Consider the following 23,229-nt stretch of genomic DNA (forward strand, 5'->3'; position numbering starts at 1 on the left):
ACATAGGATGGTCAAGGGAAGGGGACAATTTATGTCAATTTAATTAGGGATGGAAGTTGCTTTAAGACACTGGGGAATGTCTTATAAATTAGGGAGGAACAACTTCGATACATATACTATAAAAGGTAGGTGTGACTCTCATGTGAACATAGGGTGAAAGAGAGGGGGAGTTTTAAATAAAAGATAGAAAGACAAAAAATAAGACCATCATATATAAGATGGTCAAGGAAGGGGACAATTTATGTCAATTTAATTAGGGATGGAAGCTGTTCAAAGACACTGGGGAATGTCTTATAAATTAGGGAGGAACAACTTCGATACATATACTATAAAAGGTAGATGTGACCTCTGTGTGAACATAGAGTGAAAGAGAGAGGGAGTTTTAAATAAAAGATAGAAAGACAAAAAAATAAGACCATCATATATAAGATGGTCAAGGAAGGGGACAATTTATGTCAATTTAATTAGGGATGGAAGCTGCTTTAAGACACTGGGGAATGTCTTATAAATTAGGGAGGAACAACTTCGATACATATACTATAAAAGGTAGATGTGACCTCTGTGTGAATATAGAGTGAAAGAGAGAGGGAGTTTTAAATAAAAGATAGAAAGACAAAAAAATAAGACCATCATATATAAGATGGTCAAGGAAGGGGACAATTTATGTCAATTTAATTAGGGATGGAAGCTATTCAAAGACACTGGGGAATGTCTTATAAATTAGGGAGGAACAGCTTCGATACATATACTATAAAAGGTGGATGTGACCTCTATGTGAACATAGAGTGAAAGATATGGGGATTTGAAAAATAGTACATATGAAATTGTTATTGCTAGCAATATTGAGTTAGGATATAGAGTTTTCCAGCATAAAACGAAAAGGAATCTGAATATAAATAAAAGTTGTAATCTATGAAAAAAAGGATTATGCTCAACTATATTATGAGAATATAAGGTTTGTCCCAATTATTTAAGGGCTTTTAAAAAGCTTTTTATTGTATGAGGGGAAAGCTTCACTTTAATAAGGGAGTTAGTGATATGGACGTAACAAAAAAACAAGGGCTGTATAATCGTCTTATACGATTAAACCCACCACAAATATTAGCATTAGGCTTTTTCTGCTTAATTGTGGTTGGCGGTTTGTTATTAAAATTACCATTCGCAACGAAAGTACATATTAGTTGGGTAGATGCTTTCTTTACAGCAACGTCAGCAGCGACCGTAACTGGTTTGGGAGTAGTGGATACAGCAAGTACATTTACGATGTTTGGCGAAATTGTTATTATGTTTTTAATTCAAACAGGTGGTCTAGGCCTTATGACAATTGCCATTTTAATTGTTTGGGTACTAGGTAAAAAAATCGGATTACGCCATCGTTTATTAATTGGAGAAGCATTTAATCAAACAAATATAGGTGGTCTTGTAAAATTAGTAAAGCGTGTCTTTATATTTTCGATTTGTATTGAACTTATTGGGGTCATCTTTTTATCGTTTCGCTTTATTCCAGAGTTTGGTTTTGGAAAAGGTTTATACTATAGTATTTTTCATGTAATTGCATCTTATAATAATGCAGGATTTGCTTTATGGCCAGATAATTTAACAAGATATGTAGGGGATCCCATTATTAATATTGGGATTTGCTCTTTAATTGTAATTGGGGGACTCGGTTTTACCGTATTAATTGATATATGGTATAGCCGCAGTTTTCGAAAATTATCACTTCACTCAAAAATAATGATTATTGGAACAATAGTGCTAAATATTATAGCAATGATTGTGATTTTTGTATTGGAATATAATAATGTGAAGACGTTAGGGAATTTATCTTTAAATGAAAAACTATGGGCTTCCTTCTTTCAAGGTATTACTCCGCGGACAGCTGGATTTAATACGGTTGACTATGGAGGTATGGAAGAATCATCTATATTATTTACGATGATTTTAATGTTTATTGGTGCAGGAAGTGTATCGACAGGTGGAGGAATTAAATTAACGACGTTTGTTATCTTAATTACATCTGTCCTTTCTTTCTTTAGAAAAAAGGAGGAAATTGTTTTATTTCAGCGTACAATTAAAATGTCGACAGTAACGAGGGCCTTAGCGATTGCTGTTGCCAGTCAAATACTTATTTTAGCAGCGGTATTCATATTAATGCTTACAGAAAACTTCAGCTTTATTCAATTATTATTTGAGACAATATCAGCGTTTGGCACAGTCGGATTAACGATGGGAATTACTGCAAAGCTATCGGCATTCGGAAAATGTATTATTATGTTTGTTATGTTCTGCGGATTAATTGGACCATTAACACTTGTGTTCTCTTTAGCGCGACCAGCAAAACAAAAAATAAAATATCCATCGGAAGATGTGTTTACAGGATAAGGTATCCCGCGTTAAGCGAGATACCTTTTTCTTTTTTAGAACAGGGAGAACAATAGACCAATAAGTGCTACTCGGAATAAAATTGCGATAAGTGCAGCAATTCCACCGACAACTGCAGCGATACCGCCAGTTACAGTAGCTCCGCGATTATAAGCGTAAATACCGAGTAAAACAGAAACAAGACCAAATAGTGTTGGAAATGTAAATAGCGATAAGATAGATAGCGCAAGAGCAATAAAACCAGCAGTTGATCCAGCAGCGGACGATTTTACAACATCTTTATCGTCTTTATCATTGTAATCATAATCAATGCGTTGTGGTGCAACCTCAGCGGCGTACTCTTCTTTATAGTCACTATAATCACTATCTATTCTATCTTTTCTTTTATAATCATCAAATTTCTCAGTCAAAGTCATGACTCCTTTCATAACAAGGTTCAATAGTAGTATGTATCTCTTTTTCTTTTTTATCCCGCTATTTGTGAGAGTCGAGCTACGTACACATCCCACTGATTAAATTTTCACTATACCGGAGCATGTACAGGGAGTAGTATCTTTTAAAAGGAGGAAAATGTTTTCTTGAAATAGGAAAAGTTAGTATGACTTCCTCTATTTTGGAAAATATAAAAAGGAATAATGAGGAAAGGGTGCAATACATAATGGAACATCCAATTGAAAATTTAATGAAAACGGCAATGACAAATTTAAAAGAAATGGTAGATGTAAATACAATTGTTGGGAGCCCGGTTTCAACAGCTGACGGAAATGTAGTATTAACAGTATCTCAAGTGGCTTTTGGTTTTGGAGCTGGTGGAAGTGATTTTAAAGGGGATTTCATTACTGAAAAACATAACGGTGGGCAAAATCAGCATAAAGAGAACAAACAAGGGCATCCATTTGGAGGAGGAAGCGGGGCTGGGGTTTCCATTAGTCCAGTAGCTTTTTTAGTAGTTGGTTCTAATGGAGTGCAAGTATTACATCTCAACAGCAGTACACATTTAATTGAAAAGGCTTTAAATACTGTACCAAGCACTGTAGATAAATTTGTGAATGGTCGTCAAAAGTGAACTTGCATTTTTTAGGAATTATGATATATTAGAAAAAGTGCGCTTTAGGATGATCGGAATAATTGAAATGTAAATATATATGATGTGTGGAATAAGGGAGAGGAATTTATGATTAATATCAAAAACTTAGTAGTTGGCTTATTTATGTTAGTAAGCGGCTTTGTTGTATATGTAATAAAAGAAAAAGCTCCATTCTAAAACAGACAAACCGTTAATGTCTGTTTTTAATTTGTGAAAAAATATTGACAAGTTATTGTATTGGTGTTAGAATTTTAATTCGTGTCTCGGTTACAGCTAGTGTAAAGTAAATATCTCTTATGAATGCAATACGAAAAGTTTGCGAAAGATCGGGTAATTTTATCAACAACTTTTGTGAACAAACCCTATAAATTGTATTTGTAAGCTATATATGTATACTAGTGAATCAAGGAGCGGTCAGTGGAACCGTAATGATGAGAGAGAGGTAGGGCTTTCATCCAGTATATGTTACTTTCCCGTTAGGTGAATATAAAAAAGAGGACTCCTTTTAAAAGGAGTCCTCTTTCATTTTTCAAGTGCGACTTTCAACTTGTTGACAAATTTCATCCGTTGTTAAACCGTGAGCTGTAATGACTGATCCTTTAATTGATGTATCTGCAATGCCCATCACATTAGAATCTTGCCCAGTTACAACGCAACAATCACACCCTTGTGCATCCTGTTCTGAGTTAAGTGTAACAACTTCATGACCTTGTTGCTGAAGAGCTTGTTGAACGTCTGTTAATGAGTTTTCAACGCCAATTCTAGCCATAATTCTCACCTCCTACCATCTAATTGCTAGTATGCTCAAGTTCACTGCATTTATGAAAAGACGGTAGGAAGTAAATCTTTGTTTAGTCGTTATATACGCCAGTAAGCATTTGACTAACGAATTGATCGTTTAATGTATCTTGGGCAGAAGAAGTATTTGAATGGATGTCGATTGAAGCAATAAAATGATTATGTTCTTGCGTATTTGGTTCTACCTCTACGTAATTATCGAATTTACAAAAACCTTTCGTATCCATTAGATCAAATAATTGCAGCATTTCTACTACCTCTTGTCTCGTTCCTTTAATTTGTACACACGCCATATTTATTTCCTCCTTCATTTTGACAAATTGTTTTTTAAAAATAGGATTATGATTACGAAATGAAAAATATGAATGTTATTTTTAGACAGCGCTATTTTTGTTATTTTCCCCCTTTTTCAGCAAAAGTCGTTATATATTCCCGGATTTATAAAATCGGACGTCCGTTTATTGAATACAATAGATTCGCATCAATTGATGAAAATCCTTCTTTTAAACAAATATTTTTTTAGTGGAAATTGGCGAAAAAAATTTTTTGACTTTTTGTAAACGTTAACAATGTTGTTAAATCAATATAAGTAAAGAAGTACGTACGATTAAAAATTATAAATTTTCTAAAAATTCACTTGATTTATTTAGAAAGGAGAGTAAACTAGGAAACAATAAAAAATTCATAGAACATAGGAGGCGCTTCTAGTGAATGAGCAATGGATTTTCTTAAATGGAGAATTTGTTCCAAAAGATGAGGCAAAAGTTTCAGTATATGATCATGGCTATTTATATGGCGATGGAGTGTTTGAAGGAATTAGAGTTTATAGCGGTAATGTTTTCCGTTTGAGAGAGCACCTTGTCCGGTTGTATGAATCAGCAAAATCAATCCTTTTAGAAATTCCATATTCATTAGATGAAGTAACAAATATTGTTGTTGAGACGATTCGACAAAATAAATTATCTAATGGATACATTCGCCTGGTTGTATCAAGAGGAGCAGGAAATCTTGGATTGGATCCCGATTCATGTAAGAAGCCGAATGTAGTAGTAATTGCAGAACAATTATCTTTATTCCCACAAGAATATTATGAGAAAGGGATTCCAGTTGTAACAGTTGCAACGCGCCGAAATCGTCCCGATGTTTTATCCCCTCAAGTAAAATCTTTAAATTACTTAAACAATATTTTAGTTCGTATTGAAGCGAAATTAGCTGGAGTACAAGAAGCACTTATGTTAAATGATCAAGGATATGTAGCTGAAGGATCAGGAGATAACGTGTTTATTGTTAAAGGAAATAAATTAATTACACCACCAAGTTCTGCTGGAGCGTTAGAAGGTATTACACGAAACGCCATTTTAGAAATCGGCGAAAAACTTGGATATGACGTAAGAGAAGAGTTATTTACAAGACATGATGTATATGTAGCTGATGAAGTGTTTTTAACAGGAACAGCTGCTGAAGTTATTGCTGTTACGACAGTAGATGGTAGAACGATTGGCTTAGGGCAAACAGGTCCACATACGAACCGTTTATTAGAAGAGTTTCGTAAGTTAGTTGTAGAAGATGGAGAGAAAATTTACGAAGAAAATAAAGTTGGATAACAACTTTTTTAACATAAGAAAGCGTTGATAGGGAGGAGTAGTTGATTGTGAAGCCTCACAGAGAGTCGGTGGTTGCTGAAAACCGATGGTTCACGTCGACGAACATCGCCCTTGAGTGCTAAGCTAAAGCATTTGTCTAGGCTTAGACGGTAGCTCCGTTATTAGCTAGATCCATTTATGGATCACTGAGGCAAGAGTATTCTTGCAAAGAAGGGTGGTACCGCGAAATCTTTCGTCCCTTCAGCACATAGCTGGAGTGTGGACGTAGGATTTTTTTATTGTATAAAAGGTTGAAAAAGGGGGCTTATAAGAACAATGTCTTCAAAAACGGAAGAGAAACTGGAAACTGGTGCACAGCTATTGTTAGAAGCGCTAGAAAAGGAAGGCGTAAAAGTGATTTTCGGTTATCCGGGTGGTGCCGTTTTACCTCTCTATGATGCACTGTATGATTGTGAAATTCCGCATATTTTAACAAGGCATGAGCAAGGGGCAATTCACGCTGCTGAAGGGTATGCCAGAATTACAGGGAACCCAGGGGTTGTAATTGCAACGAGTGGCCCAGGTGCTACAAATGTAATTACGGGTCTAGCGGATGCGATGATTGATTCATTGCCACTTGTTGTATTTACAGGCCAAGTAGCAACAACGTTAATTGGGAGCGATGCTTTTCAAGAGGCGGATATTATGGGACTTACGATGCCAGTGACAAAACATAACTATCAAGTGCGAAAGGCCTCAGATTTACCTCGAATTATTAAAGAAGCATTTCATATTGCTAAAACAGGAAGACCAGGACCAGTCGTTATTGACCTTCCGAAAGATATGGTAGTCGAGAAAGGTGAGCGATGTAGCAATGTACAAATGGATTTACCAGGATATAACCCTAATTATGAACCGAATCTACTTCAAATAAACAAATTACTACAAGCAATTGAAACCGCAAAAAAACCGTTAATTTTAGCTGGAGCAGGTATACTGCATGCGAAAGCTTCGAAAGAATTGACAAGTTTTGCCCGTAAATATGAAATCCCTGTTGTGCATACGTTACTTGGACTTGGTGGTTTTCCGCCAGATGATGGGCTATTTCTAGGGATGGGGGGAATGCACGGTTCTTACACAGCCAATATGGCGTTATATGAATGCGACTTACTCATTAATATAGGTGCGAGATTTGACGATCGTCTTACTGGGAATTTAGATTTTTTTGCTAAAGGGGCGACTGTTGCACATATCGATATTGATCCAGCAGAAATTGGGAAAAATGTGCCAACAGAGATTCCTATTGTTGCAAGTGCTAAGCGGGCGTTAGAAGTATTGCTTCAATCAGAAGGAAAGAAAGAAAATCATCATGAATGGCTCTCTTTATTAAAGAGTAGAAAAGAAAAGTATCCATTCTCTTATAAACGAAATTCTGAAAGTATTAAACCTCAATACGCGATTGATATGCTATATGAAATCACGAAAGGAGAAGCGATTGTAACAACAGACGTTGGGCAACATCAAATGTGGGCAGCACAATACTATCCGTTGAAAAATCCAGATAAATGGGTAACTTCTGGCGGATTAGGAACGATGGGGTTCGGATTTCCAGCAGCAATCGGTGCGCAAATTGCAAAGAGAGATGAACTAGTTATTGCAATTGTTGGTGATGCTGGGTTTCAAATGACTCTGCAAGAATTAAGTGTATTAAAAGAACACGCTTTACCCGTTAAAGTATTTATTTTAAATAATGAAGCTTTAGGAATGGTAAGACAATGGCAAGATGAATTTTACAATCAAAGATATTCACATTCTTTATTGCCATGCCAACCAGATTTCGTCGCTCTTGCGAATGCGTATGGTATAAAAGGTGTTCGTATTGACGATCCACTTCTTGCAAAGAAGCAAATCCAGCATGCGATCGAATTACAAGAGCCAGTCGTAATCGATTGTCGTGTACTTCAATCAGAGAAGGTTATGCCGATGGTTGCACCAGGAAAAGGTGTTCACCAAATGGAGGGAGTGGAAAAAGGGTGAAGAGAATTGTTACAGCGACAGTTCGAAATCAAAGTGGTGTGTTAAACCGAATTACAGGGGTTATGACACGAAGACATTTTAATATTGAAAGTATTTCAGTAGGTCATACAGAATCATCAGATATATCGCGAATGACGATTGTTGTACACGTTGAAAGTGAACAGCAAGTTGAGCAGTTAATTAAACAACTTCATAAGCAAATCGATGTTCTGAAAGTATCAGATATTACAGAAGAAGCAATGATTGCTAGAGAGCTTGCTCTTATTAAAGTAGCAACTTCTGTAGCGAGGGCAGAATTATATAGTTTAATTGAACCATTTCGAGCCGCTGTAATAGATGTTGGGAAGGATTCCATAGTTGTGCAAGTAACAGGTACGCAAGATAAAGTAGAAGCGTTAATTGAATTACTTCGTCCATACGGTTTAAAAGAAATTGCTAGAACAGGTGTAACAGCATTTACACGTAGTATGAAAAAACAAGATAAGCAAGTTATGTTAATTCAATAATCATTTAAATATAGGGGGAAATGAAAATGGCAAAAGTTTATTATGAGAAAGATGTAACAGTAAATGTATTAAAGGAAAAGAAAGTAGCAATCATCGGATATGGCTCGCAAGGTCATGCGCATGCGCAAAATTTACGTGATAACGGATTTGATGTAGTAGTAGGTTTAAGAAAAGGTAAGTCTTGGGATAAAGCGAATGAAGATGGGTTTTCTGTATATACAGTAGCAGAAGCAGCGGAAAAAGCTGATGTAGTAATGATTCTATTACCTGATGAATTACAACCAAAAGTATATGAAGCTGAAATTGCACCAAATTTACAGGCTGGAAACTCTCTCGTGTTCGCACATGGATTTAATGTTCACTTTGATCAAGTAAAACCACCAGCGAATGTAGATGTATTTCTAGTAGCGCCAAAAGGACCGGGGCATCTCGTACGCCGTACGTTCGCCGAGGGAGGGGCTGTTCCTGCATTATTTGCAGTATATCAAGATGCAACAGGAGTTGCGACTGAAAAAGCACTTTCTTATGCTGACGGAATTGGAGCAACGAGAGCTGGTGTATTAGAAACGACGTTTAAAGAAGAAACAGAAACAGATTTATTTGGAGAGCAAGCTGTACTCTGCGGCGGAGTGACTGCACTTGTAAAAGCAGGATTTGAAACGTTAGTTGATGCGGGATACCAGCCTGAACTTGCATATTTTGAATGTTTACATGAACTGAAGCTAATCGTTGACCTTATGTATGAAGGTGGACTTGAAAATATGAGATATTCAGTTTCAGATACAGCGCAGTGGGGAGACTTCGTATCAGGACCACGCGTTGTTACTGAAGATACGAAGAAAGCGATGGGGGCAGTATTAGCAGAAATTCAAGATGGTACATTTGCAAGAGGCTGGATTGCAGAGCATAAAGCAGGAAGACCAAATTTCCACGCGACAAATGAGAAAGAGAATGAACATGAAATCGAAGTAGTAGGACGTAAATTACGTGAAATGATGCCTTTCGTACAGCCGCGAGTAAAGGTAGGGATTAAATAATATGAAGCAGATTTTGTTCATGGATACAACGCTTCGTGATGGCGAACAATCACCAGGAGTAAATTTAAATGAACAAGAGAAGTTACAAATTGCTAGGCAATTAGAGAGGCTTGGTATTCATGTAATGGAAGCTGGATTCGCGGCAGCTTCCGAAGGTGACTTCCAATCGGTAAAACGCATCGCGAATACAATTCAAAACGCTACGGTTATGAGTTTAGCTAGAGCGAAAGAAAGTGACATTCGAAGGGCATATGAAGCTGTGAGAGGCGCTGTATCTCCTCGTCTACACGTATTTCTAGCTACGAGTGATATTCATATGAAATATAAACTTTGTATGTCAAAAGAAGATGTGTTAAATAGTATTCATCGCTCGGTTACGCTCGGAAAATCATTATTTCCGACAGTACAATTTTCTGCAGAAGATGCGACAAGAACATCGAGAGCATTTTTAGCTGAAGCAGTAGAAATTGCGATTCGAGCAGGAGCGAATGTAATTAATATTCCGGATACAGTTGGATATACAAATCCGGAAGAGTATTATTCTCTTTTTAAATACTTACAAGAATCCGTTCCATCATATGAAAAAGCGATTTTTTCTTGTCATTGTCACGATGATCTTGGTATGGCAGTAGCAAATTCGTTAGCTGCGGTTGAAGGGGGAGCAGTGCAAGTAGAAGGAACGATTAATGGCATTGGAGAAAGAGCAGGGAATGCAGCGTTAGAAGAAGTTGCAGTAGCTCTTCATATTAGAAAAGATTTTTATAAAGCAGAACCTTCGATGACTTTAAAAGAAATTAAGGCGACGAGTACATTAGTAAGTAGGTTAACGGGTATGGTTGTACCGAAAAATAAAGCAATCGTTGGAGCGAATGCATTTGCTCATGAATCAGGCATCCACCAAGATGGGGTTTTAAAAGAAGTAACAACTTATGAAATTATCGAACCAGCGCTTATAGGAGAATCTCAAAATCTCTTTGTACTTGGGAAACATTCTGGCCGTCATGCGTTTACGGAAAAAATGAAAGAGCTTGGTTATGAATTTACAAATGAAGAGCGAGATGCGGCATTCGAAGCATTTAAAAAATTGGCGGATCGTAAAAAGGAAATTACTGAGGAAGATTTACGCGCAATTATGCTTGGTGAAGCAGCATTTGCAGCCCAGCAATATAACATTACGCAATTACAAGTGCATTTCGTATCAAATAGTACACAATGCGCAACAGTTGTGCTGAAGGATGAGGAAGGAAATGTATATGAAGATGCAGCCACTGGTTCTGGTAGTATTGAAGCGATATACAATGCGATTCAAAGAATTTTAGGATTAGAATGTGAATTGGCAGATTATCGCATACAATCTATTACACAAGGTCAAGATGCACTTGCTCACGTTCATGTTGAATTAAAAGAAGGTAGTCACCAAATATCAGGTTTCGGAGTTGCGCAAGACGTATTGGAAGCGTCGGCGAGGGCTTATGTCCATGCAGCAGGGAAATTAAAATCTCTTATAGCGCTTGTGAAATAAATAATTGATAGGTGAGAGAAGCTTTCCTCACCTATCAAATTAAAGTTCTGAAAATTCAGTTAAAAGGAGTGTTAAAAATGGAAAAACATATCGTTTGTTTAGCTGGTGATGGTGTCGGTTCAGAAGTAATGGAGAGTGCGAAGGAAGTATTGCATATGGTAGAAAGGCTATATGGACATCATTTTCATCTGCAAGATGAGTACTTTGGTGGTATTGCTATCGATTTAACTGGGCAACCATTACCACAGCGAACACTTGCCGCCTGTTTAGCGAGTGATGCGGTTTTACTTGGAGCAGTAGGTGGACCAAGGTGGGATAGTGCGAAAGAAAGGCCTGAGAAAGGATTATTAGCATTAAGAAAAGGACTCGGTGTATTTGCGAATGTTCGCCCTGTAACGGTAGAAAGTGCAACTGCACATTTATCACCATTAAAAAACGCTGATGAAATTGATTTCGTTGTCGTTCGTGAATTAACAGGCGGAATTTATTTTTCTTATCCGAAAGAGCGAACGGAAGAAGTGGCGACAGATACACTTACGTATCATCGCCATGAAATTGAACGTATCGTTTCGTATGCTTTTCAATTAGCAAATAAGCGGAAGAAAAAAGTAACATCTATTGATAAAGCGAATGTTTTAGAGTCTAGTAAATTATGGAGAACTGTGACAGAAGAAGTAGCACTTCGCTACCCAAATGTGGAAGTAGAACACATTTTAGTAGATGCAGCAGCTATGGAATTAATTCGGAATCCAGGAAGATTTGACGTTATTGTAACGGAAAATTTATTTGGTGATATTTTAAGTGATGAGGCTTCAGTATTAGCTGGATCATTAGGAATGCTTCCATCAGCAAGTCACGCTGAAAAGGGACCTTCATTATATGAGCCTATTCACGGATCAGCACCGGATATTGCGGGGAAAAATAAGGCGAATCCAATTGCGATGATGCGTTCTGTTGCAATGATGCTTGGGCAATCGTTCGGATTAACGAGAGAAGGAGATGCAATTGAAGAAGCAGTTTCTGCAGTCCTTAAATCAGGGAAATGTACAGCAGATATCGGGGGGACTGAAACGACAACTTCATTTACAAAGGCAGTTATTCAAGAAATGGAAGAGCAAGCGTTAGTAGGGAGAGGAAGATAATGGGAAAAAGGTTACTAGATAAGCTTTGGGAAAGACATGTAGTTGCGACTAATGAAAATGGATTGGATTTATTATATATCGATCTACATCTTGTTCATGAAGTAACGTCACCGCAAGCCTTTGAAGGCTTGCGGCTTACAAATCGAACAGTCCGCAGACCAGATTTAACATTTGCAACGATGGATCATAATATTCCAACGAAAGATGTTTGGAATATTACCGACCGCATTGCGAAGCAGCAACTAGATACACTTCGGCAAAACTGTAAACAATTTCAGGTGCCATTAGCGGATATCGGAGATGAAGAGCAAGGGATCGTTCATGTAATAGGACCAGAACTTGGACTCACACAGCCAGGAAAAACGATTGTTTGTGGTGATAGTCATACAGCAACACACGGTGCTTTTGGCGCACTAGCGTTTGGTATTGGTACGAGTGAAGTGGAACATGTATTGGCAACGCAAACGTTATGGCAACGAAAGCCGAAAGCGATGGGCATTGAGTTAAAAGGAAAGTTACCGCAAGGTGTCTATGCGAAAGATATTATTTTACACCTTCTTTCAAAGTACGGAGTAGCAGTTGGAACAGGTTACGTAATGGAATTTTACGGAGAGGCCATTCATGCTATGGATATGGAAGAGAGGATGACGCTTTGCAATATGGCAATTGAAGGGGGAGCAAAGGCTGGCATTATTGCACCAGATGAAAAAACGTTTGCTTACGTAAAAGGGCGTAAATATGCACCGAAAGACTATGAATCTATTAAGGAAAAATGGTCAGAACTTTATACAGATTTAGATGCAGTTTATGATTTACATATTCTAGTAGATGTTACGGATTTAGCGCCGTACGTTACGTGGGGAACAAATCCTAGTATGGGTGTTCGGATCGATGAGAAATTGCCAGAAAAGCATGATGCAAATGATGAAAGAGCGTTTTCTTATATGGGATTGAGTCCCGGACAAAGTACGTATGACATTCCAGTTCAACATGTTTTCATTGGATCTTGTACAAATTCCAGGCTTTCTGACTTAGAAATTGCTGCATCTGTCGTGAAAGGTAAAAAAGTAAAAGAAGGTGTGCGAGCACTTGTTGTACCTGGATCTCAAAGGGTAAGAGAAGCAGCGATGCATAAAGGATTACATCGCATATTTGAAGAAGCTGGATTTGAATGGAGAGAGCCCGGATGCTCAATGTGTCTAGGTATGAATCCAGATCAAGTGCCTGAAGGAGAACATTGTGCCTCTACGTCCAATCGCAATTTTGAAGGAAGACAAGGAAAGGGAGCACGAACGCATTTAGTTAGCCCGGCAATGGCGGCAGCGGCTGCGTTATATGGTCATTTTGTTGATATTAGAAAGGAGAGTTATGATGGAGCCATTTCGTATTCATAAAGGTACTGCCGCAGTATTGATGAATGATAACATTGATACAGATCAAATTATTCCGAAGCAATATTTAAAGAGAATTGAAAGAACTGGGTTTGGGAAGTTTTTATTTGATGAGTGGCGATATGATAATAATCGCCAAGAAAACCCTAATTTCCCGCTTAATGCACAAGAAAGAAAAGGAGCCAGCATATTAATCACAGGTGATAATTTTGGATGTGGCTCGTCAAGAGAACATGCTCCATGGGCACTTGCTGATTATGGTTTCCGCGTTATTATCGCTGGAGGATTTGCCGATATCTTTTATATGAATTGTATGAAGAATGGCATGTTACCGATTGTAATGGATAAAGATATGCGTGAACAACTTGCTAAAACAGATGCGAGGGAACAAATTACAGTTGATTTAGAAAATGAAATAATGACAACGAATACGCATAGATTCCATTTTACGATCGAGAAAATGTGGAAAGAGAAGTTATTAAATGGTTTAGATGAAATTAGTATTACAATGCAATATGAACAAGAAATAAAAGAGTATGAAAGAAAAGTGGCTTTACATTAAAAAATGACGGAATATTAAAAATGTATTTACATTCAAAATTAACTGTTATATACTATGTGAAAATCAGAGGAGAAAGGGAGTAAGTATTATGAATACAATAAAATCTATTACAATGCTTACACAACTACATCATCATACATGAAGCCCTTGAACCTAGCGTGAAAACGTGTAGGTACAAGGGTTATTCCCGTTGTACCTACACTCTACTGAAGAGCCTTGTAGGTATTTTGTCTACAAGGCTCTTTTTATTTTCGGCTTAGGGGAATGAAATAGGCATACATTAGAAGGGGAAAGGTGTGAAAATTTAGATGACAAAATGGAAACGAGCAAACCCGAATGGAACGAGAGATTATTTATTCGAAGAATGTACGTTAATTGAAGAAGTAGAACAAAAATTAAGGCTTACTTTTTTAGAGAGAGGTTATGAGGAAATAAGAACACCTACAATTGAATTTTATGATGTTTTTGCATTTCAAAATAGACCGATAGATGAAGAGAAGATGTATAAATTTTTTGATGAAAAGGGAAGGATTATCGTTTTACGTCCAGATATGACAATTCCTTTAGCGAGAGTTATTGGAACACAGAGATGGGATACGCCACTTAAAGTGACGTATAGCGGGAATGTATTTCGAGCGAATGAATCCCATTCTGGAAAATATAATGAAATCGTACAAAGTGGTATTGAAGTTATCGGGATTGATAATGTAAGAGCTGAAATTGAATGTGTAATAAGTGTCATTCAAGCACTTCAAAAGTTGAAGGTGCAATCTTTTACAATTGAGATTGGGCAAGTACAGTTATATAAATGTATTGTAAAAAAACTCTCCATCCAGGATGAAGAAGAAAGGGTACTTAGAACGTATATAGAAAGTAAAAATTATGCAGCCCTCTCAAATTTTATCGGAGAAAAGAAATTAGATCGATGCGATGAGACAGTAAGATTACTTGAGAAATTGCCAAGGCTATTTGGAAATTTAGAAGTTATTGAGGAAGCAGAAAAGCTTGCTTCAAGTAATGAAATGAAAATGGCAATTGCAAGAGTAAAAGAAATGTATGAAACAATTGAAACGTTAGGATATGGTTCTTACATATCAATTGATTTGGGCATGATTCAACACTTAGATTACTATACAGGTGTTATTTTCAAAGGATATATATATGAAATTGGAGAAGAAATCGTTAGTGGCGGAAGATACGATGAGCTAATTGGGAATTTTGGAGAAATGCTGCCAGCTGTTGGACTCGCGGTACAAGTAAATCAAATTGTGAAGGCGCTGCAAGAGCAGCAAGAACCATATGAACGAAATCAAATTGATATTGTGATTCATTATGAGTTAAATAGATTAGCGGAAGCAGAAAGGTTACGAAATTTACTTCGAAAGGATGGGAAAAATGCTTGGCTATCTCTATTCTCTAATTTAAGCGATACCTTTCAATTTGCAAGAAAAAATAAAATAGGAACGGTCGTTGAGGCAAAGAATGAATACTTAGTGGAATATGTATGGAATGAGAAATGGGTAGTCCAGAAAGAAGGAGAGGCTTCATGCGTAACATTCAAATTGCGTTAACGAAAGGAAGATTAGAAAAACATGTCATTCCACTTTTTGAGCAGATTGGAATTGATTGTTCCGAGCTCAAAAATAAAGGTCGGAAGCTTGTATTTCAAAGTGAAAATACAAATGTTTCATTTATTTTAGTAAAAGCGGTTGATGTTGCTACTTATGTAGAACATGGGGTAGCTGATATTGGCATCGTTGGAAAAGATATTTTAATGGAAAACGAGAAAGATATTTATGAAATGCTGGATTTAGGAGTGGGGATTTGTAAGTTTTGTGTTGCTTCTATTCCTACGTATAATCCGAAGAGTTACCGGAAGAAAAGAATCGCTACGAAATACCCCCATATTACTTCTACTTATTTTCATGATAAGGGAGAGGATGTAGAAATTATTAAGATAGAAGGTTCTGTAGAAATCGCTCCTCTTCTTGGATTGGCAGATGCGATTGTAGATATTGTTGAAACAGGAAAAACATTACAAGAGAATGGACTCATTGTATTTGAGGAAATGTACTTTATATCGGCTCGGATGATTGTAAATAAGGCAGCCTTAAAAACTAAAAAAGACGAAATATTCAGCATTATAAATATGATGGAGCAAGAAATCTTATCAGGGAAATAGGAGGATTTAAAATGGAAATCATTTATGAAGAATTTAAGGAGGCATTATCTAAAATAAAAGTGCTAAGAGAAAACGCCAATATAATAGAAGAAACTGTTCAAAGAAGTGTAAGAGAAATCATTAGACATGTAAGGGAAGGGAAAGATGAGGCTTTATCTTTCTATACAAAAAAGTTTGATGGTGTAGAGATGAAAAATTTTCGTGTAAGTGAAGAAGAAATACAGCAAGCGAGTATGTTTGTAGAGAATTCATTTTTAGAAGCTTTAAAAGAGGCGAAGAAAAACGTTGTTTCGTATCACGAAAAGCAAAAGAAGCACTCAATATTCGATTGTGAAAGTAAAGGGATAATTAGAGGGCAACTCATTCGGCCGTTAGAAAATGTAGGTGTATATGTACCGGGTGGGACAGCCTCATATCCTTCTTCAGTATTAATGAATGTATTGCCGGCGAAACTCGCAGGTGTGAAAAAGATTGTAATGGTAACACCGCCGAGGAAAGGAGGAATTGATCCACATATATTAGCTGCTGCAGATCTTGCGGGAGTAGATGAAATTTATACGATAGGTGGCGCACAAGCAATTGCTGCTTTAGCATACGGGACGGAATCGATTCCGAAAGTGGATAAAATAGTTGGACCGGGAAATTTGTACGTCGCTCTAGCGAAACGAGAAGTATACGGAATAGTAAATATCGATATGATTGCTGGTCCATCAGAAATTGTAGTTGTCGCGGATGAAACAGGTAATGCAAAATATATCGCAGCGGATTTATTATCGCAAGCAGAGCATGATGAGAGAGCAACGGCGATTTGTATTACAACGAATATGGAACTAGCTAAAGAAGTAGAAAAAGAGGTAGAAAGACAGTTAGAAACGTTACCAAGAAGTGAAATTGCACGTGAATCAATAAATAGAAATGGAGCCATCTTTATCGTTCCTTCTTTAGAGGAGGCGCTAAAGTTATCAAATGAAATTGCTCCAGAACATTTAGAGTTACATATAAAAGAACCAATGAATGCTCTAGATTATGTGAAACATGCAGGCTCTATTTTCCTTGGGCCATATTCACCTGAACCGCTCGGGGATTATTTAGCGGGACCGAATCATGTATTACCAACGAGCGGAACGGCAAGATTCTTTTCTCCGTTATCAGTCGATGATTTCGTGAAAAAATCAAGTTTTATTTCTTATACGGAGGAAGCATTAAAAAATGTACAGCATCATATTGTAGAGCTTGCAAATAAAGAAGGGTTACATGCACATGCGAGAGCAATCCAAATAAGGTTTGAGGAGGAAAAATAATGCGTCAGTCCAGTCAAGCACGTGAGACGACAGAAACAAAAATTAAATTAAATTTGCAGCTTGATGAAAGTACAAATGTATCTATTCAAACAGGGGTTGGTTTTTTCGATCATATGCTTACTTTATTTGCTAGACATGGAAGATTTGGATTGCAGGTTGAAGCAGAAGGTGATGTATTTGTCGATGCACATCACACCGTTGAAGATGTTGGAATTGTACTCGGAAATTGCTTGAAAGAAGCATTGCAAAACAAAGAGGGAATTAATCGTTACGGTTCTGCGTATGTACCGATGGATGAATCTTTAGGATTTGTGGCAATTGATATAAGTGGACGCTCATATTGTGTATTTCAAGGGGAATTAACAAATCCGAAGCTCGGGGATTTTGATACAGAATTGACGGAAGAATTTTTTAGAGCAGTTGCACATGCTGCCAATATTACATTACATGCGCGCGTTCTATACGGAAGTAATACACATCACAAAATTGAAGCATTATTTAAAGCTTTTGGTAGAGCGCTTAGAGAAGCGGTCGAAAAAAATGCTAACATTACTGGTGTAAATTCAACGAAAGGAATGTTGTAATTGATTGCCATTATAGATTATGGAATGGGGAATATTCGCAGTGTAGAGCAAGCATTAAAATATATTGGCGCAGAGTACATTGTAACGAGTGATAAAAAAGAGATATTGAGAAGCGATGGCGTGATTTTACCGGGAGTAGGTGCATTTCCGAAAGCGATGGACGTATTAGAAGAAAGAGATTTAGTGTGTGTACTAAAAGAGGTTTGTGATATAGGAAAACCACTCCTCGGTATATGTTTGGGCATGCAGCTTTTATTTGAACGAAGTGAGGAACTAAAAGATTGTAGCGGGTTAGGTTTACTACCAGGGGAAATTCGTAAGTTAAAAGTTTCGTATAAAATTCCTCATATGGGATGGAATGAATTAAGGAAGGAAAGAGAATTTCCGCTTTGGAATGGATTAGTGGATGGTTCTTTCGTGTATTATGTTCACTCATATTACGCGGATTGTCCAGATGAAATTGTATGCGGAGTAAGTGATTATGGAATGCAAGTACCAGGGTTTGTCGCGAAAGGAAATGTATTTGGTGCACAGTTTCATCCAGAAAAAAGTGGCGAAATTGGCATGCAAATATTAAAAAATTTTCAAGGGGTGGTAGAAGCATGGAAATCTTCCCAGCTATCGATTTAAAAGAAGGACGATGCGTTAGACTTTATCAAGGAGAGTTTAGTAAAGAAACGGTGATGAATGAAGATCCAGTAGCGCAGGCGATCATATTTGAAAAGCTTGGAGCGGAAATACTACACATTGTTGATTTAGACGGTGCAATTGCTGGCGAGTCTTTAAATTTGCCCGTCATTGAAAAAATCTGCAAGGCGGTACGTATTCCTGTGCAAGTGGGAGGAGGAATTCGTTCACTTGTAACGGTGGAGAAGTTATTGTCAGCAGGTGTAGAAAAAGTGATTTTAGGAACAGCAGCTCTTTATGATAAGTCATTTTTAGAGGAAGCAGTTCGTCTATATAAAGAGAAAATCATTGTTGGAATTGATGCGAAAAATGGTTTCGTAGCAACGAGAGGTTGGCTTGATCTATCTGAAATTTCTTACGTTAGTTTAGCGAAACAAATGGAAAGTTTAGGTGTTCAAACGATTGTGTTTACAGACATTTCGAAAGACGGGACGCTTGCAGGTCCAAATTTTGAACAATTAGCGATACTTCAAAAAAGTGTGGGCATTCGTCTCATCGCCTCTGGAGGAGTGGCATCTATTCAAGATGTGAAAAAGTTAAATGATATGAATATATATGGTGTCATAATTGGAAAGGCGCTTTACGAGAAAACGATTGATTTAGAAGAAGTATTACAGGTAACGAAGTTATGTTAGCGAAACGAATTATTCCATGTCTAGATGTGAAAGAAGGGCGAGTCGTAAAGGGTGTAAATTTTATAGGATTACAAGATGTCGGTGATCCGGTTGAAATAGCTGAAGCATATAACGAGGCAGGGGCAGATGAAATCGTATTTTTAGATATTACGGCGACTCATGAAGGAAGAAAAACGATTATAGATGTTGTAGAAAAAACAGCAGCAAAAGTATTTATTCCTCTTACGGTTGGCGGGGGGATATCAAGTGTGAAAGATATGTACAATTTACTAAGAGTTGGGGCAGACAAAGTTTCACTAAACTCAGCGGCAGTGCGAAACCCGAAGTTAATAGAAGAAGGGGCAGAACACTTTGGATCACAATGTATTGTCGTGGCAATTGATGCTAGAAAAGTAGCAGAAGATAAATGGAACGTATATGTCAACGGTGGAAGAGTTGACACAGGAATGGATGCCATAGAATGGGCGAAGCGTGTTGTTAAACTTGGGGCAGGTGAAATTTTGTTAACGAGTATGGATGCAGATGGAACGAAAAGCGGATATGACCTTCGTTTAATAGAAGAAATTTCAAAAAGTGTTTCTATTCCAGTCATCGCATCAGGAGGCTGTGGTCATACGGATCATATTATAGAAGTTTTTCAAAAGACAACGGTTGATGCAGCGTTAGCGGCATCCATCTTTCATTATGGTGAGGCGACAGTGCAGAGTGTAAAGCGAAAATTAAGAGATGCAAATATTGAGGTGCGGTTATGAAACCTAATTTTTCAAAAGGATTAATACCGGCAATTGTCATCGAAGAAGGTACGAAAGACGTTTTAATGCTAGCTTATATGAATGAAGAAGCATATAAAAAAACGTTAGAGACGAAAAGAACATGGTTTTATTCTCGTTCGAGGCAGTCGTTATGGAATAAGGGGGAAACATCAGGGAATGTTCAATATGTGCAATCTTTATATTTAGATTGTGATCAAGATTCAATTGTTGTGAATGTGAAACAAGTAGGACCTGCTTGTCATACGGGAGAGAAGACATGTTTTTACTATCAAATTATATAGGGGGATACATATGGAAAATGCCTTTAAGTTGCTGTATAAAACAATTGAAGAACGAAAGGGAAGCCCACTTCCTGAATCGTATACAAATTATTTATTTTCAAAAGGAGAAGATAAAATTTTAAAGAAGATTGGTGAAGAGTGTGCTGAAGTAATTATCGCATGTAAAAATAATGATAAAGAAGAAGTAGTGAAAGAAATGGTTGATGTATTTTATCACTGTTTCGTTTTATTAGCTGAAAAAAATATTGCATTGGAAGATGTGATGCGAGAGGTGAAAGAACGAAATGGAAAGCTTTCGAGAGTTGGGGATAGAAGGGAAATAGATACATTATAAGGGGGAATGTATATGAAAGTAGATTATCATCTTCACTTAGAAGAAGGACCGTATTCAATAGGATGGCTTGCTAAAATAAATGAAGCGTTGGAATGTTATGAACCGCTTCAAGAAAGACATTCTATTGATTGGCTTATGAAAACACAAGAGCGTTTGCAAAAGCGTGTGAAGGAAGGGCCATTTACAACAGAATGGATAGATCTATATTTAGAAGAAGCTGTGCGAAAAGGAATAAAAGAAGTGGGAATTGTTGATCATCTATATCGTTTTCATGAAGCAAAAGGATATTATGAAAAATATGTAGATATTAGTGATTCTAAGCTCGGTCGTATACAGAAAGAATGGTTAGATCAAGTAAGGGTAGTTTCACTGTATGATTTTACAAAGGCAATTGAAGAGGCGAAAGAACGATGGGGGAAAAGAGGTGTCACACTTAAACTTGGAATTGAAGCGGATTATTTTATTGGTTGTGAAGGAGAGTTAAAAGAATTATTAGCGCTAGGAGACTTTGATTATGTAATTGGTTCCGTTCATTTTCTAAATGGCTGGGGATTTGATAATCCAGATACGAAAGAATATTTTGAGGTGCATGACCTACGCGCATTATATGATATGTTTTTTAAAACAGTTGAGAGTGCGATTCGTACCGAGTTATTTGATATTATCGCTCATCTTGATAATATAAAGGTATTTAATTATCGATTGGATGAGAATGAACAGCTTTCTTATTATGAGGAAATTGCCTGTGCATTAGTAGAAACGAATACGGCAACAGAAATAAATGCAGGATTATACTATCGTTATCCTGTTCGTGAAATGTGCCCAAGTCCACTATATTTACAAGTATTAGCTAAGTATGGTGTTCCAATTACGATTTCTTCGGATGCCCATTACCCAAATGATTTAGGGAATTATGTACAAGAAAATATACAAACATTACGAGCTCACGGTGTTACTCAGGTTGCAACATTTACGAAGCGAGCAAGAGTAATGAGGTCGCTTGAAGAAGAAGTAACAAATTCAAAATGAAACGCAATTTTTTGATGAAAACTGTCCTTTTTGTTCAAAATAAGAAAGAATGAAAAGGAGGGTAAGAAATGGCGAAACAACAAAACAAACAAAATGTACAAGGTGCACAGCAACAAGCTTATACTTCTGAAACGAATGCTGCATCTCAATCGGTTATTGAGGAGCAAATTAGCGATACGGTTGCAGAAGGAACTATTGATGTGAAGCTTGGAAAAGAATCGCAGGAAAAAGCGTAAGAAGAGGGGAGAGTTGCATCTCCTCTTTTTTCATGGAAAAGTGTCGATTTTCAAAACTATAATCAAATTCCTTGGTTTTTATATGTGGATTTCTTACAATGAAATATAAGAGATGTCTTATTTTCTATAGAAGAGGTGTTAGTAGTGGCAAAAATATTAGTAGCGGGAAAAATTCCGGAAATTGGATTAGAACTATTAAAAGATCATAATGTAGAAATGTACAATAAAGAGGAGTTAATTTCTATAGATGAATTAACAGAGCGTGTAAAAGATAAAGATGCATTGTTAAGTTTACTTTCGACAAAGGTGCCAAAAGAAGTTATTGATGCAGCGCCTCATTTAAAGATTGTTGCAAACTATGGTGCTGGTTACGACAATATTGATTACACGTATGCGGGCGAAAAAGGAATTGCAGTTACGAATACACCGAAAGTATCAACGGAAGCGACTGCAGAATTAACATTTGCACTTCTTTTAGCAGCGGCGCGTAGAATTCCTGAAGGGGATACGTTATGTCGTACGACTGGATTTAACGGATGGGCACCGTTATTTTTCTTAGGACGAGAAGTCCATGGTAAGACAATCGGAATTATAGGTCTTGGAGAAATCGGGAAGGCTGTTGCAAAACGTGCGAAAGCATTTGGAATGGATGTTTTATATACAGGGCCAAATCGTAAGCTTGAAGCTGAAAGTGAACTGGGAGCAACGTATGTGACGTTGGAAGAATTATTACAAACAGCAGACTTTATTACAATTAACTGTGCTTATAATCCGAAATTACATCATATGATTGATGAAGAGCAGTTTAAAATGATGAAGAAAACAGCGTATATTGTAAATGCTTCACGTGGACCAATTATGAATGAAGCAGCACTTGCTCATGCATTAAAAACGAATGAAATTGAAGGAGCAGCTCTTGACGTGTTTGAATTTGAACCGAAAATTACAGAAGAGCTAAAAGAATTAAAGAATGTAGTACTTGCTCCACACGTAGGGAATGCAACATTTGAAACTCGTGATGCGATGGCTGAAATGGCTGTCAGAAATATTTTAGCTGTATTAAACGGCGAAGAGCCAGTAACACCTGTAAATCAAAAGGTATTAGTTACAAAATAAAAAGAAACCTTCCGGACTCGGAAG

26 protein-coding genes and 1 other annotated feature are annotated in these 23,229 nt (G+C 37.1%); of the genes, 23 read left to right on the forward strand and 3 right to left on the reverse strand.

What is annotated here, in order from left to right:
* Positions 1–1,038: 1,038 nt before the first annotated feature.
* Entirely contained in the window at positions 1,039–2,382 is a 1,344-nt protein-coding gene (locus C3Y97_RS06930; protein ID WP_000383523.1) for a TrkH family potassium uptake protein, read from the forward strand.
* A gap of 35 nt (positions 2,383–2,417) precedes the next feature.
* Here the strand turns inward: C3Y97_RS06930 and C3Y97_RS06935 are convergent, their stop codons facing one another.
* Positions 2,418–2,792 carry a hypothetical protein gene (locus C3Y97_RS06935; RefSeq protein WP_000136542.1) on the reverse strand — a complete coding sequence of 125 codons (375 nt, stop codon included), beginning with the start codon at positions 2,790–2,792 and terminating at the stop codon, positions 2,418–2,420.
* A 188-nt stretch (positions 2,793–2,980) separates the two neighbouring features.
* On the opposite strand from C3Y97_RS06935, the gene ytfJ reads away from it, so the two are divergent.
* Both ytfJ and C3Y97_RS06945 read left to right on the forward strand, forming a co-directional pair.
* Positions 2,981–3,448: a GerW family sporulation protein gene (ytfJ, locus tag C3Y97_RS06940; protein ID WP_000204234.1), complete on the forward strand. Its 468-nt coding sequence runs from the start codon at positions 2,981–2,983 to the stop codon at positions 3,446–3,448.
* A gap of 108 nt (positions 3,449–3,556) precedes the next feature.
* Complete coding sequence (locus tag C3Y97_RS06945; RefSeq protein ID WP_000608227.1) at positions 3,557–3,646, forward strand: hypothetical protein; 90 nt, start codon at positions 3,557–3,559, stop codon at positions 3,644–3,646.
* Between the two features lie 352 nt (positions 3,647–3,998).
* Here C3Y97_RS06945 and C3Y97_RS06950 read toward each other — a convergent pair whose 3' ends face one another.
* Together C3Y97_RS06950 and C3Y97_RS06955 are read right to left on the reverse strand one after the other, a co-directional pair.
* Entirely contained in the window at positions 3,999–4,238 is a 240-nt protein-coding gene (locus C3Y97_RS06950) for a YkuS family protein (protein WP_000101022.1), read from the reverse strand.
* Between the two features lie 82 nt (positions 4,239–4,320).
* The gene (locus C3Y97_RS06955; RefSeq protein WP_000752514.1) at positions 4,321–4,560 is read right to left on the reverse strand and encodes a DUF3911 family protein; all 240 of its coding nucleotides are present in this window, start codon (positions 4,558–4,560) and stop codon (positions 4,321–4,323) included.
* A 414-nt stretch (positions 4,561–4,974) separates the two neighbouring features.
* On the opposite strand from C3Y97_RS06955, the gene ilvE reads away from it, so the two are divergent.
* The 20 genes from ilvE (at position 4,975) to C3Y97_RS07055 (ending at position 23,205) form a co-directional block, all read left to right on the forward strand.
* Positions 4,975–5,871 (forward strand): branched-chain-amino-acid transaminase, encoded by an 897-nt coding sequence (gene ilvE / locus C3Y97_RS06960; RefSeq protein WP_001005486.1) that lies wholly within the window; start codon positions 4,975–4,977, stop codon positions 5,869–5,871.
* A gap of 15 nt (positions 5,872–5,886) precedes the next feature.
* Positions 5,887–6,114 (forward strand) — a binding site (T-box leader).
* 72 nt (positions 6,115–6,186) lie between these two features.
* Positions 6,187–7,887: an acetolactate synthase large subunit gene (gene ilvB, locus C3Y97_RS06965; protein ID WP_136363220.1), complete on the forward strand. Its 1,701-nt coding sequence runs from the start codon at positions 6,187–6,189 to the stop codon at positions 7,885–7,887.
* A complete protein-coding gene (gene ilvN / locus C3Y97_RS06970) occupies positions 7,884–8,393 on the forward strand; it encodes an acetolactate synthase small subunit (RefSeq protein WP_000822952.1) in 510 nt (169 codons plus the stop codon). The genes ilvB and ilvN overlap by 4 nt, the downstream gene beginning before the upstream one ends.
* 26 nt (positions 8,394–8,419) lie before the next feature.
* Positions 8,420–9,430, forward strand: a complete 1,011-nt coding sequence (gene ilvC / locus C3Y97_RS06975; protein WP_136363222.1) for a ketol-acid reductoisomerase — start codon at positions 8,420–8,422, stop codon at positions 9,428–9,430.
* Between the two features lies 1 nt (position 9,431).
* The gene (gene leuA / locus C3Y97_RS06980; protein ID WP_000809600.1) at positions 9,432–10,952 is read left to right on the forward strand and encodes a 2-isopropylmalate synthase; all 1,521 of its coding nucleotides are present in this window, start codon (positions 9,432–9,434) and stop codon (positions 10,950–10,952) included.
* Between the two features lie 77 nt (positions 10,953–11,029).
* Positions 11,030–12,094: a 3-isopropylmalate dehydrogenase gene (leuB, locus tag C3Y97_RS06985; protein ID WP_136363224.1), complete on the forward strand. Its 1,065-nt coding sequence runs from the start codon at positions 11,030–11,032 to the stop codon at positions 12,092–12,094.
* Positions 12,094–13,488, forward strand: a complete 1,395-nt coding sequence (leuC, locus tag C3Y97_RS06990; RefSeq protein WP_000518109.1) for a 3-isopropylmalate dehydratase large subunit — start codon at positions 12,094–12,096, stop codon at positions 13,486–13,488. The genes leuB and leuC overlap by 1 nt, the downstream gene beginning before the upstream one ends.
* Positions 13,466–14,047, forward strand: a complete 582-nt coding sequence (gene leuD, locus C3Y97_RS06995) for a 3-isopropylmalate dehydratase small subunit (protein WP_000433189.1) — start codon at positions 13,466–13,468, stop codon at positions 14,045–14,047. Before leuC ends, leuD begins: the two co-directional genes overlap by 23 nt.
* Positions 14,048–14,355: 308 nt before the next feature.
* Positions 14,356–15,618, forward strand: a complete 1,263-nt coding sequence (locus C3Y97_RS07000; RefSeq protein ID WP_000170298.1) for an ATP phosphoribosyltransferase regulatory subunit — start codon at positions 14,356–14,358, stop codon at positions 15,616–15,618.
* Positions 15,594–16,229: an ATP phosphoribosyltransferase gene (gene hisG / locus C3Y97_RS07005; protein ID WP_001244469.1), complete on the forward strand. Its 636-nt coding sequence runs from the start codon at positions 15,594–15,596 to the stop codon at positions 16,227–16,229. Before C3Y97_RS07000 ends, hisG begins: the two co-directional genes overlap by 25 nt.
* Positions 16,230–16,240: 11 nt before the next feature.
* Positions 16,241–17,530, forward strand: a complete 1,290-nt coding sequence (gene hisD, locus C3Y97_RS07010) for a histidinol dehydrogenase (RefSeq protein WP_000402933.1) — start codon at positions 16,241–16,243, stop codon at positions 17,528–17,530.
* A complete protein-coding gene (hisB, locus tag C3Y97_RS07015) occupies positions 17,530–18,114 on the forward strand; it encodes an imidazoleglycerol-phosphate dehydratase HisB (protein ID WP_001249949.1) in 585 nt (194 codons plus the stop codon). Before hisD ends, hisB begins: the two co-directional genes overlap by 1 nt.
* Entirely contained in the window at positions 18,115–18,744 is a 630-nt protein-coding gene (gene hisH, locus C3Y97_RS07020) for an imidazole glycerol phosphate synthase subunit HisH (protein ID WP_000560360.1), read from the forward strand.
* On the forward strand, positions 18,717–19,436 hold the full coding sequence (hisA, locus tag C3Y97_RS07025; RefSeq protein ID WP_000402298.1) for a 1-(5-phosphoribosyl)-5-[(5-phosphoribosylamino)methylideneamino]imidazole-4-carboxamide isomerase: 720 nt from the start codon (positions 18,717–18,719) through the stop codon (positions 19,434–19,436). Before hisH ends, hisA begins: the two co-directional genes overlap by 28 nt.
* Positions 19,430–20,188, forward strand: a complete 759-nt coding sequence (gene hisF / locus C3Y97_RS07030) for an imidazole glycerol phosphate synthase subunit HisF (protein WP_098212758.1) — start codon at positions 19,430–19,432, stop codon at positions 20,186–20,188. Before hisA ends, hisF begins: the two co-directional genes overlap by 7 nt.
* Positions 20,185–20,490, forward strand: coding sequence for a phosphoribosyl-AMP cyclohydrolase (gene hisI, locus C3Y97_RS07035; protein WP_000803957.1), 306 nt, complete (start codon positions 20,185–20,187; stop codon positions 20,488–20,490). The genes hisF and hisI overlap by 4 nt, the downstream gene beginning before the upstream one ends.
* Before the next feature lie 10 nt (positions 20,491–20,500).
* Positions 20,501–20,824: a phosphoribosyl-ATP diphosphatase gene (gene hisE, locus C3Y97_RS07040; protein ID WP_000426358.1), complete on the forward strand. Its 324-nt coding sequence runs from the start codon at positions 20,501–20,503 to the stop codon at positions 20,822–20,824.
* A 12-nt stretch (positions 20,825–20,836) separates the two neighbouring features.
* On the forward strand, positions 20,837–21,853 hold the full coding sequence (locus tag C3Y97_RS07045; RefSeq protein ID WP_000861836.1) for a histidinol phosphate phosphatase domain-containing protein: 1,017 nt from the start codon (positions 20,837–20,839) through the stop codon (positions 21,851–21,853).
* Positions 21,854–21,921: 68 nt separating this feature from the next.
* Complete coding sequence (locus C3Y97_RS07050; protein ID WP_001118878.1) at positions 21,922–22,089, forward strand: YozQ family protein; 168 nt, start codon at positions 21,922–21,924, stop codon at positions 22,087–22,089.
* A 144-nt stretch (positions 22,090–22,233) separates the two neighbouring features.
* Positions 22,234–23,205 carry an NAD(P)-dependent oxidoreductase gene (locus C3Y97_RS07055; protein ID WP_001062858.1) on the forward strand — a complete coding sequence of 324 codons (972 nt, stop codon included), beginning with the start codon at positions 22,234–22,236 and terminating at the stop codon, positions 23,203–23,205.
* The last annotated feature ends 24 nt before the right edge of the window (positions 23,206–23,229 follow it).

The sequence above is a fragment of the Bacillus sp. DU-106 genome, from assembly GCF_004799705.1.
Taxonomy (GTDB): Bacteria; Bacillota; Bacilli; order Bacillales; family Bacillaceae_G; genus Bacillus_A; species Bacillus_A cereus.

Excerpts from the sequence above, each read along its gene's own strand:
- C3Y97_RS06945 (WP_000608227.1), top strand. The coding sequence starts at position 3,557 with ATGATTAATATCAAAAACTTAGTAGTTGGCTTATTTATGTTAGTAAGC.
- C3Y97_RS06950 (WP_000101022.1), bottom strand. The coding sequence starts at position 4,238 with ATGGCTAGAATTGGCGTTGAAAACTCATTAACAGACGTTCAACAAGCT.
- hisI (WP_000803957.1), top strand. The coding sequence starts at position 20,185 with ATGAAACCTAATTTTTCAAAAGGATTAATACCGGCAATTGTCATCGAA.
- hisD (WP_000402933.1), top strand. The coding sequence starts at position 16,241 with ATGGAAATCATTTATGAAGAATTTAAGGAGGCATTATCTAAAATAAAA.
- leuA (WP_000809600.1), top strand. The coding sequence starts at position 9,432 with ATGAAGCAGATTTTGTTCATGGATACAACGCTTCGTGATGGCGAACAA.
- hisA (WP_000402298.1), top strand. The coding sequence starts at position 18,717 with ATGGAAATCTTCCCAGCTATCGATTTAAAAGAAGGACGATGCGTTAGA.
- C3Y97_RS07050 (WP_001118878.1), top strand. The coding sequence starts at position 21,922 with ATGGCGAAACAACAAAACAAACAAAATGTACAAGGTGCACAGCAACAA.
- hisF (WP_098212758.1), top strand. The coding sequence starts at position 19,430 with ATGTTAGCGAAACGAATTATTCCATGTCTAGATGTGAAAGAAGGGCGA.
- C3Y97_RS07000 (WP_000170298.1), top strand. The coding sequence starts at position 14,356 with ATGACAAAATGGAAACGAGCAAACCCGAATGGAACGAGAGATTATTTA.
- leuD (WP_000433189.1), top strand. The coding sequence starts at position 13,466 with ATGGAGCCATTTCGTATTCATAAAGGTACTGCCGCAGTATTGATGAAT.
- C3Y97_RS06930 (WP_000383523.1), top strand. The coding sequence starts at position 1,039 with ATGGACGTAACAAAAAAACAAGGGCTGTATAATCGTCTTATACGATTA.
- leuB (WP_136363224.1), top strand. The coding sequence starts at position 11,030 with ATGGAAAAACATATCGTTTGTTTAGCTGGTGATGGTGTCGGTTCAGAA.
- hisB (WP_001249949.1), top strand. The coding sequence starts at position 17,530 with ATGCGTCAGTCCAGTCAAGCACGTGAGACGACAGAAACAAAAATTAAA.
- hisG (WP_001244469.1), top strand. The coding sequence starts at position 15,594 with ATGCGTAACATTCAAATTGCGTTAACGAAAGGAAGATTAGAAAAACAT.
- ytfJ (WP_000204234.1), top strand. The coding sequence starts at position 2,981 with ATGACTTCCTCTATTTTGGAAAATATAAAAAGGAATAATGAGGAAAGG.
- C3Y97_RS07045 (WP_000861836.1), top strand. The coding sequence starts at position 20,837 with ATGAAAGTAGATTATCATCTTCACTTAGAAGAAGGACCGTATTCAATA.
- C3Y97_RS06955 (WP_000752514.1), bottom strand. The coding sequence starts at position 4,560 with ATGGCGTGTGTACAAATTAAAGGAACGAGACAAGAGGTAGTAGAAATG.
- leuC (WP_000518109.1), top strand. The coding sequence starts at position 12,094 with ATGGGAAAAAGGTTACTAGATAAGCTTTGGGAAAGACATGTAGTTGCG.
- ilvC (WP_136363222.1), top strand. The coding sequence starts at position 8,420 with ATGGCAAAAGTTTATTATGAGAAAGATGTAACAGTAAATGTATTAAAG.
- ilvB (WP_136363220.1), top strand. The coding sequence starts at position 6,187 with ATGTCTTCAAAAACGGAAGAGAAACTGGAAACTGGTGCACAGCTATTG.
- hisE (WP_000426358.1), top strand. The coding sequence starts at position 20,501 with ATGGAAAATGCCTTTAAGTTGCTGTATAAAACAATTGAAGAACGAAAG.